The sequence below is a fragment of the Thiorhodococcus minor genome, assembly GCF_010820565.1.
GTDB lineage: Bacteria > Pseudomonadota > Gammaproteobacteria > Chromatiales > Chromatiaceae > Thiorhodococcus > Thiorhodococcus minor.
Genome location: NZ_JAAIJQ010000006.1, coordinates 109,522 through 116,561, shown reverse-complemented (window position 1 = coordinate 116,561; position 7,040 = coordinate 109,522). Strand labels below are relative to the sequence as shown.

Genomic DNA, 7,040 nt, shown 5'->3' with positions numbered 1-7,040 from the left:
GACGCCGAGGACACCACCGCGGCGCAGAACGCGGAGATCTTTGCCTGGCTCGCGCAGCAGAACGCCTTGCGCGATCCCGATCAGAGCCATCCCACTGTGGTGCTCATCGACGGACAAACCTCCTTCTGGGAGGCCGCCCGTGCCACCATTCCGGGCGAGCACGTCACCGAGATCCTCGATCTGCTGCACGCGGCTGGCTACGTCTGGGAGGCGGCCAACCTAGTGCATCCGACGGAGCAGGCGGCGCAACAGGCGGCCAGGCGCGATCTCGAGCACATCCTCAAGGGGCGCGTCGGGCGCGTCATCGCGTCTCTGCGTCAACAGGCCAAGAAACTCACCAAAGCCCAGCGCGAGACACTCGAGCGCATCGCCAACTATTTCGAGACGCATCGTCATCGCATGGCCTATGACGCCTATCTCGCCGCGGGCCTACCGATCGCCACCGGCGTCATCGAAGGGGCCTGCCGCTGTCTGGTGAAGGACCGCATGGAGCGCGCCGGCATGCGCTGGATCGTCAGCGGAGCGCAAAGCATGCTCGCCTTGCGCGGCATCACCCTGAGCGGACTCTGGGACGATTTCGTCGCCTTTCGCATCCGCGAAGATCTGCGCCTGCGCTATGGCCAAGCGACCGCCAATGCCGACTCATACCATGCGCTCGCGGCTTGATGCGCCCGCGCTCGGCAGGTTGCACCCCTCTCCAACCAGTAGATTTCGGGGCTCTACACCGTCAAGGTCGGCTCCACCCGCTACCTTTACACCTCGCCTGCTTTTGTGCCTACGCATCGACGTGTCCGTTACCGGCCACACCGCAAGGCTCAATACTGGGCTCGCAGCGCACGATTACCCAGACGGGACTCTCACCCGCTAGAACATGCGACCTTGCCAGGCCGCACTGCCCATCCTACGGGGAATCTGTTTCCCGGAAATCACTTAATCCTGCTTGTTCCTCTCGAAGCGCTGCGCGACCGGAAGCGCCAGACAGCATTTACGCTTATGGTTCGACTCGGCTGTCTGCGCAGCTGGCCGCGCGCGGTGCAGCGGTTGGGGGCGCGCTGTCGTTTCGGGTGCCTCGACTCAACCAATTTCCACATTGGCGGCAATGACAAATGACAATAGCGGCACAGCGGAGCAGGCGGGGGTGATTCGGACTACCCAGGGCCATGTCGCGATCATCTTGCGGACTTGAGCCAGGTGGTGCTGCAACGGCTCTGCGCGGGCCAGGCTGGGATGCGTGACGTTCCGTCGACTCTGGTTATGGATCAACTCGGACTGCTCCAGATCCGCGTCTCGCGCCTATCGGAGTCCGCTCGCTGAAGAGCGCTCGACGCAGAGGGGTGCGGAGACGCTGGCCGTCGGCGCCTAAAGGAAGCCCGTTACACGCTCGAAGGTCCAAACCATCCCCAGCGTTCCAAGCCCGAAGGCGGTTGCCGACCTAAGCCGACGGCTATCCATAACCAGAATGCGCCGAGCCGCCATCATGGCTCCGAGCACGCCGCCGATGAAGAGCAGCTGCCCCAGCTCGACACCGACATTGAACACGAGGAGGCTCAGCAGCAGATGCCGCGGATCGACGCCGATCTCCGCGAGGGCGCTGGCGAAGCCGAGCCCATGCAGGAGTCCGAAGGCGGCGACCAGCCAGAAGCCGTGGCGTCGGCTCGCCTGCGGCAATATGGCCTCGCGGGCAACGAAGGCGATCGACAGGGCGATGCTCGCCTCGATCGGCGGGATCGGAACGCTGACCCAGCCGAGCACTGCCAGGGCGAGCGTGACCGAAGCCGCTGGTTGATAATCCAATGACGCCGATCCGTGCTGGGGTGCGCGATGCGATACCGCCGAGCAGCCGGTCGTTGTGCCTGTCGCCTGCGCGGCAACTGCCGCTGGAGAACAGGGCCAGCAGGGGCTTGAACGCAATGCCTGTCATTCCGCATCCCCACCGTGCCTGCGGTTGCGCCTGGCCTGCTGTTCGCTCGCCTGTTCGACCAGGTGCCGTGTCGCTTGATACGAGCGCTGACAAAATGCCCGGAAGGGCGCTTCCTGGGCCTCGACAGGCCAAACGCCCGTCTCGGCGGTGAGCTGCCCGCTTGCCAGCTCGTACTGGGCCAGGATGTCGATGTATTCCTTCCGGGCGCGCACCTCGATCACCACCGGGAGATGGCCGGAACGCAGCACCGGGATGTTGCTCAACAAGCGTGCCATGCGCCCGTTGCCGTCCCAGAACGGGTGCACATGCACAAACCCAAGGTGCAGCCGGGTATAGGCATCGACCGCGTCCTTCTCACTTAAGTGTTCGGCGGCAAGCCGTTTGAGCTCGGCCAGCCACTCGGTCATCAGCGCGGGCACGTCTTCGGGTGAGGCATATTCAATGAAGGTCTGGCGATTCTCCTCGGTGACGGCATAGGTTCCGTTCGGCTCAACCTTCCACGCCCCATAAGGCTTGTAGATGTCTGCCACGACCTCCGACTGCACCGCCCGATGCAGCTCGAACAGGTGCGATTGGGTGAATGTCCCGCCCAGCCCCTGGTAGACGAGCTCGATAGCGCGCGCGTGGCCCATCACCTCCTGGTGATCCTTCAGCGGCTTGCCGGAGACCGTCAGCCCCTCCTCGATGACGAACTTGGTCTCGCCCAGGGTGAGGCTGTTGCCCTCAAGCGCGGTGGAGCTATGCGTCCAGAGGTCGCGGATCTGGCTCAGCAACGACTGCCGCAGATCGCGGTCGAGTCCATCGAGGGCTTTCAGCTTGGGTATCGTCATCGCTTTAGGCATTTGCTTTCACGAGCATTGGTCCTAGCTGGTCAACCGAAGAGGTCATCTTGACTTGAACCACCCCTGGCCTGTTTTTCCTGTTCGCGTTTGCGCCTTTCTTCTTCCTTTTTCTCGCGCACTTACTGATCCAGGTGAGATGTGTTGTAGGGCCAGAATGGCTGGGTATAGGCCATATCTTTAACCATAGATCCCACTCACGGATCGTTGTGCCTCCAAGGAGAGCACAAAGTCGGCCGCGCACTGCAGTCCGATCCACAAGGTCTTGGAGCCGGGGAAGCCATCGCCTTTACGATTGAAGAGCCCGCCCAACGACGATCAAGGCTCGGGAAAGCACTATCAACGCGCCCAAAGACCGAAGCTGTTGTTGTCGTTTCTTCTGAAGCCCCAGGATCGCCCGCAAGCGGGCTCCTACGAAGACGGCGCCGTAGGAGCCCGCTTGCGGGTGACTCGCTTGCAGGCGACTCAACTATTTGCACAGCAGTCGCAACAGGACGGTAGAGAAGGCTCGAAAAGAGCGCGCCAATCTCGAATCCGAAGAGTCCAGGCTCATCGGAGCGATCAAGAACGGCATTCCGGCTGAAGAAATCCCGGGGGAGCTTGAGCAGATCGCCCAGCGTCTGGAGGAGATCGACGCGATCCTCAACAGCCCGAAGAGCCGCCAACCCTGGTCCACCCCAAGATGGCATCCAAGCTACTTTGAGGAGATCCGAGCCCTGCGGACAGGACTCACGAGTGACGAACATCAGGGCGAAGCTGCCGAGCGGCTGCGAAACCTGATCGACAAGATCGTACTGACCCCGATTGACGGCGAAGACCGGTCTGCAATCGATCTCTATGGGGATTTGGCGGAAATCCTCGCCATTACAACGAAAAAGCCCAAACCGTCGGTCATGGACGATTTGGGCTTCTCGAAGGACAAGTTGGTAGCGGGGGCAGGATTTGAACCTACGACCTTCGGGTTATGAGCCCGACGAGCTGCCTGACTGCTCCACCCCGCAACTGATTCGATTATATTACTGCCTAAATCGCCCTCTTGCAACCCCGTTTTTGCGATTGGGTGTCGATTCGCGGAAGGGCGAGCCGCTGGCTTCCGCCAGCGACTACAGGCTCTTCAAATACTCTAACAGGGCTGTGCGGTCTTGGGGCTTCAGTGCGTCTCCGAAGGTGTGTCCCTGGTTGGCGTAGCCAGGCAAGGTCGTATCATAGATGCGATTGCGCTCGGACCAGCTCATGGCGCCCGCCTTGCCGTGCGGGAGCGTCCTGTAGGCCCAGCCGACACGGCTTTGATCATAGGCGGGGCGCTCGTCGCCGTCCCGATCGAAGGCCCAATAGGTCGGACGCTGGCGGCTGTCGAGCAGCGCCTCCAGTGTCGGAATGGATGCGTTGTGCAGATAGGGCGCCGTCGCCCAAATGCCGTCGAGCGGCGGAGCCATATAGCCGAGCGCCGGCGCCGCCTGAGACAGCTCGCCATAGAAGGAGTCCTGGAACCACTTGAGGAAGCGGTCTGCCTCACTGAAGCCTTTACGGGCGAGCAGCGGATCGGTCTCGACCTTTCCGAGCGCCACGACCTTGTTCGGATAGCTCCCCTCCCCTTCATATGCTCCGTGGCACTCCTTGCAGGTCTCCTGAAAGACACCATGGCCGCGGCGCGCGAGGTCGGTGTCGATGGGGTATGGATAGGCCGGCGGCTGCAGCGTCGCGAGATAGGCGCGCACATCGACGAACCAAGCATCAATCTCGGCGGCTTCTTCGACCGAGTCCGTGCAGGTGGTCGATGCGAGCATCATGTAGCGGACATGATCGCCGCGGCCCTCCGCGTTGTAGAACATGGCGTTCTTCTTCCCGACGTTCCACAGGGGCGGCACGCTCACGGGCAAGGGCTTCTCCGGCGGGGGCTCGATGAGCGGCTCGTCAGACCAGGCCAGGGTCTGCGGATCGCGATGGGCCATCAGCGCCAAGGTCAGATTGTTGGCGGAATTCACGCCGATGGTGTCCGTCATCATGGCGTCGGCGATGGCCGTGATGCGGTCTGCCCAGAGTTGCCATTCAGTGCGCTCGGCCTCGCTCATGTCGACCGACGCCGTCGCCTCGACACCGATCAAAGGATCGCGCGTCATGTCCAGGAATTCGTTCCCGAGGCCCACGACCACCTCGCCATCGAGCACGGTCGCGTGGCAGCCGAGACAGTTCGAAGTCACGATCTCGACACCGGACGCCGAGGTCGCCGCCGTCAGCATGTAGGGCAGCTCCGCGTTCCGGCCGACCCGGCCGGCGAGATCGGGCAGGGAGTCGCCCGCGGCGGCAGCCAGCGTCTCACGATAGACGCGGTCTGGTAGCCCACAGGTCACCGCGGACTTGTTCAGCAGCGCATGTCGCCCCGCTTCGGGGTCCCCTGGGCGCTGTGGCGCGGCCGGCACGCGCCCGACCTCGGCCTTATAGACGCCGTTGCGCTCTTGCACATCTTGGTCGCAGCCGGTCAGCGCCATCAAACACGCCAAAAGAGCGAAGGCAGGCCCCTGCGCGCTCGCCGCCGCCCTCACCCGAAGAGGAAAACCCGCCATCAGTCTATCCGCAGCTCGCGTCACCATTGAGAAATCCATCATGTGGGCGCTCGAGGCCAGCCTCATCTGAGCCAGTCGGCACTGCCCAGGCCGGCCCAGCCGCTGCCCTCGACGCTACGGCCTGCCTCCAGGCCGGACACCAGGATCGGCATGCCCCAGGCGGATCGCAAGGCACCCGAGCCGGGCTGCATCTCTCGCGGCACCAGGTCCAACTGCAGCTGAAGAAGTGGGATCGCGAGCCGCCATGCCGCGTCATCCCGCTCCAGCGCGATCTCCCTGCGCTGGAAGCTCTGGACCCGCCCGTCTTGTAGAACGAGGGCACAGCTCGGGATCGGCCGGCCGCCTCCGCCCGCACGACTCAGCTCCAGACACAGCAGCTCACGACCGTCGTCGAGCTGGGCAATCAAACGCCCGATCTCGAGCGGAAGCGCATCTGTGCCCAGGTTGCCCCAGAGATGATCGAGCCAGCCCGTCCCGCTAACCTTGGTCAGCGACCCTCCGAGCCAAACCTCGCCCTCGACCTGAAGCCGCGATATGGCATAGCCGCGGCCACGCGCGGGGTCTGGCGCGCGCGCGAAGAGCCCCAGCTCCGTCTCAGTGAGCGGCGTCTTCAACGAGCCGAGCGCCACATCCAGTCGCAGGTCGTCCTCCTTGATCTGGAGGCGCATCTCCTCGGTGTCCCCGATCGTCTGGAAAGACCAATCGTCGACCCAGACTCGCGTCGGCTGCGTGCCCGACCCAGCGAGGCCCAGCGCGGCGCGCTGCAGCCGTTGATGGGTCGCGGGAGCAGAGCCCCTGCCCCCCTGCGCCCACACGCCGGCGCCATAAAGCTGATTGGCGGCCCATTCGGACTGCCGCTCCTGCGGCTGGGCAGTCAAGGCGGCCCGCGCGAGGACGACCTGCACCGCCAGCGGCCTCGACCGCTCATCCCGCAGCCAGAGCAGAAAGGTCCACAGCTCCGCCTGAAAGGCCGAATGGGCACCATGGTCCTTCGGCAGACTCAGCTGCCAAGATTGCGCGGGAACGCCGAATTCGCCTTCCCCGGGGTCGATCAGCGTCCGCAGCGATATGGCCTGTGACGACAGCTGCGGCCTTTGCCGCATCGCGCCGGCAAAGAGCAGAAGCGCCACCATGAGGCCGACAATCAAGACGCCGGTCAGCCAGAGCTTTGCAGGACGAGACATGGACTCCCGAGTCAGGTCACAACCGATTGCCACATTATCGAGAGATAGGGCCGAAACACCCTAAGCAAACGCCCTGAGATCCGCCACGAGGAGGCTGCGGCAGGACAAATAGGCCTGAACCTAGATCCGGCAGTTGACCGCTCCGCGCTTCATGCGAGGCCTTGGATGATTTCCTGAAATGATCCTACCCAGAACAGCGCCTCCAGTCGGATGGGCAAAGCCCCTGGTACGCCGGCTCGCATGGAGAAGACGTTTGTGGGGCGTGCCCACCCAGGTCACTCAGGCGCCTGGACGATGGGCAGGCTGCGCTTTGCCCATCCGGGGAATCTGTTTCCCGGAAATCACCTTGATCACTTTCAAGATCGGGGTTTCCTGCTGGCTCACCCGCCGGGTGAAGCCCGCTACGGCCCCCAGTGCACGCCCCGCGCGGCGCCTGGCTGCGTTGCAACGCGTTGTCGTAGAACCACTAAGACGCCGCGTTGCGCCTTGCCAGACACCACGCTGGACGCACCCTGGAGGCCGTCCAACCGCC

General features: G+C 63.7%; 5 protein-coding genes, 1 tRNA gene and 1 pseudogene. 1 reads left to right on the top strand and 6 read right to left on the bottom strand.

Translation table 11 applies throughout. The annotated features are described in order from the left end of the window. Positions 1-666 (top strand): annotated as a pseudogene (locus tag G3446_RS03540) (hypothetical protein); the annotation flags it as partial. A gap of 693 nt (positions 667-1,359) precedes the next feature. Here the strand turns inward: G3446_RS03540 and G3446_RS03535 are convergent. From G3446_RS03535 to G3446_RS03510, 6 genes are all read right to left on the bottom strand, one after another. Next, on the bottom strand, positions 1,360-1,794 hold the full coding sequence (locus tag G3446_RS03535) for a HupE/UreJ family protein (RefSeq protein WP_164451023.1): 435 nt from the start codon (positions 1,792-1,794) through the stop codon (positions 1,360-1,362). A 123-nt stretch (positions 1,795-1,917) separates the two neighbouring features. Continuing rightward, on the bottom strand, positions 1,918-2,694 hold the full coding sequence (locus tag G3446_RS03530; protein WP_245232275.1) for a Fic family protein: 777 nt from the start codon (positions 2,692-2,694) through the stop codon (positions 1,918-1,920). A gap of 246 nt (positions 2,695-2,940) precedes the next feature. Continuing rightward, positions 2,941-3,072 (bottom strand): IS4 family transposase, encoded by a 132-nt coding sequence (locus tag G3446_RS29090; RefSeq protein WP_164451021.1) that lies wholly within the window; start codon positions 3,070-3,072, stop codon positions 2,941-2,943. A gap of 612 nt (positions 3,073-3,684) precedes the next feature. Next, positions 3,685-3,761: transfer RNA gene (locus G3446_RS03520), tRNA-Met, on the bottom strand. Positions 3,762-3,863: 102 nt separating this feature from the next. Continuing rightward, the gene (locus G3446_RS03515; protein WP_164451020.1) at positions 3,864-5,249 is read right to left on the bottom strand and encodes a c-type cytochrome; all 1,386 of its coding nucleotides are present in this window, start codon (positions 5,247-5,249) and stop codon (positions 3,864-3,866) included. Positions 5,250-5,386: 137 nt separating this feature from the next. Then, a complete protein-coding gene (locus G3446_RS03510) occupies positions 5,387-6,508 on the bottom strand; it encodes a lipocalin-like domain-containing protein (RefSeq protein ID WP_164451019.1) in 1,122 nt (373 codons plus the stop codon). Positions 6,509-7,040: the final 532 nt, after the last annotated feature.

Excerpts from the sequence above, each read along its gene's own strand:
- G3446_RS03510 (WP_164451019.1), bottom strand. The coding sequence starts at position 6,508 with ATGTCTCGTCCTGCAAAGCTCTGGCTGACCGGCGTCTTGATTGTCGGC.
- G3446_RS03515 (WP_164451020.1), bottom strand. The coding sequence starts at position 5,249 with ATGGCGCTGACCGGCTGCGACCAAGATGTGCAAGAGCGCAACGGCGTC.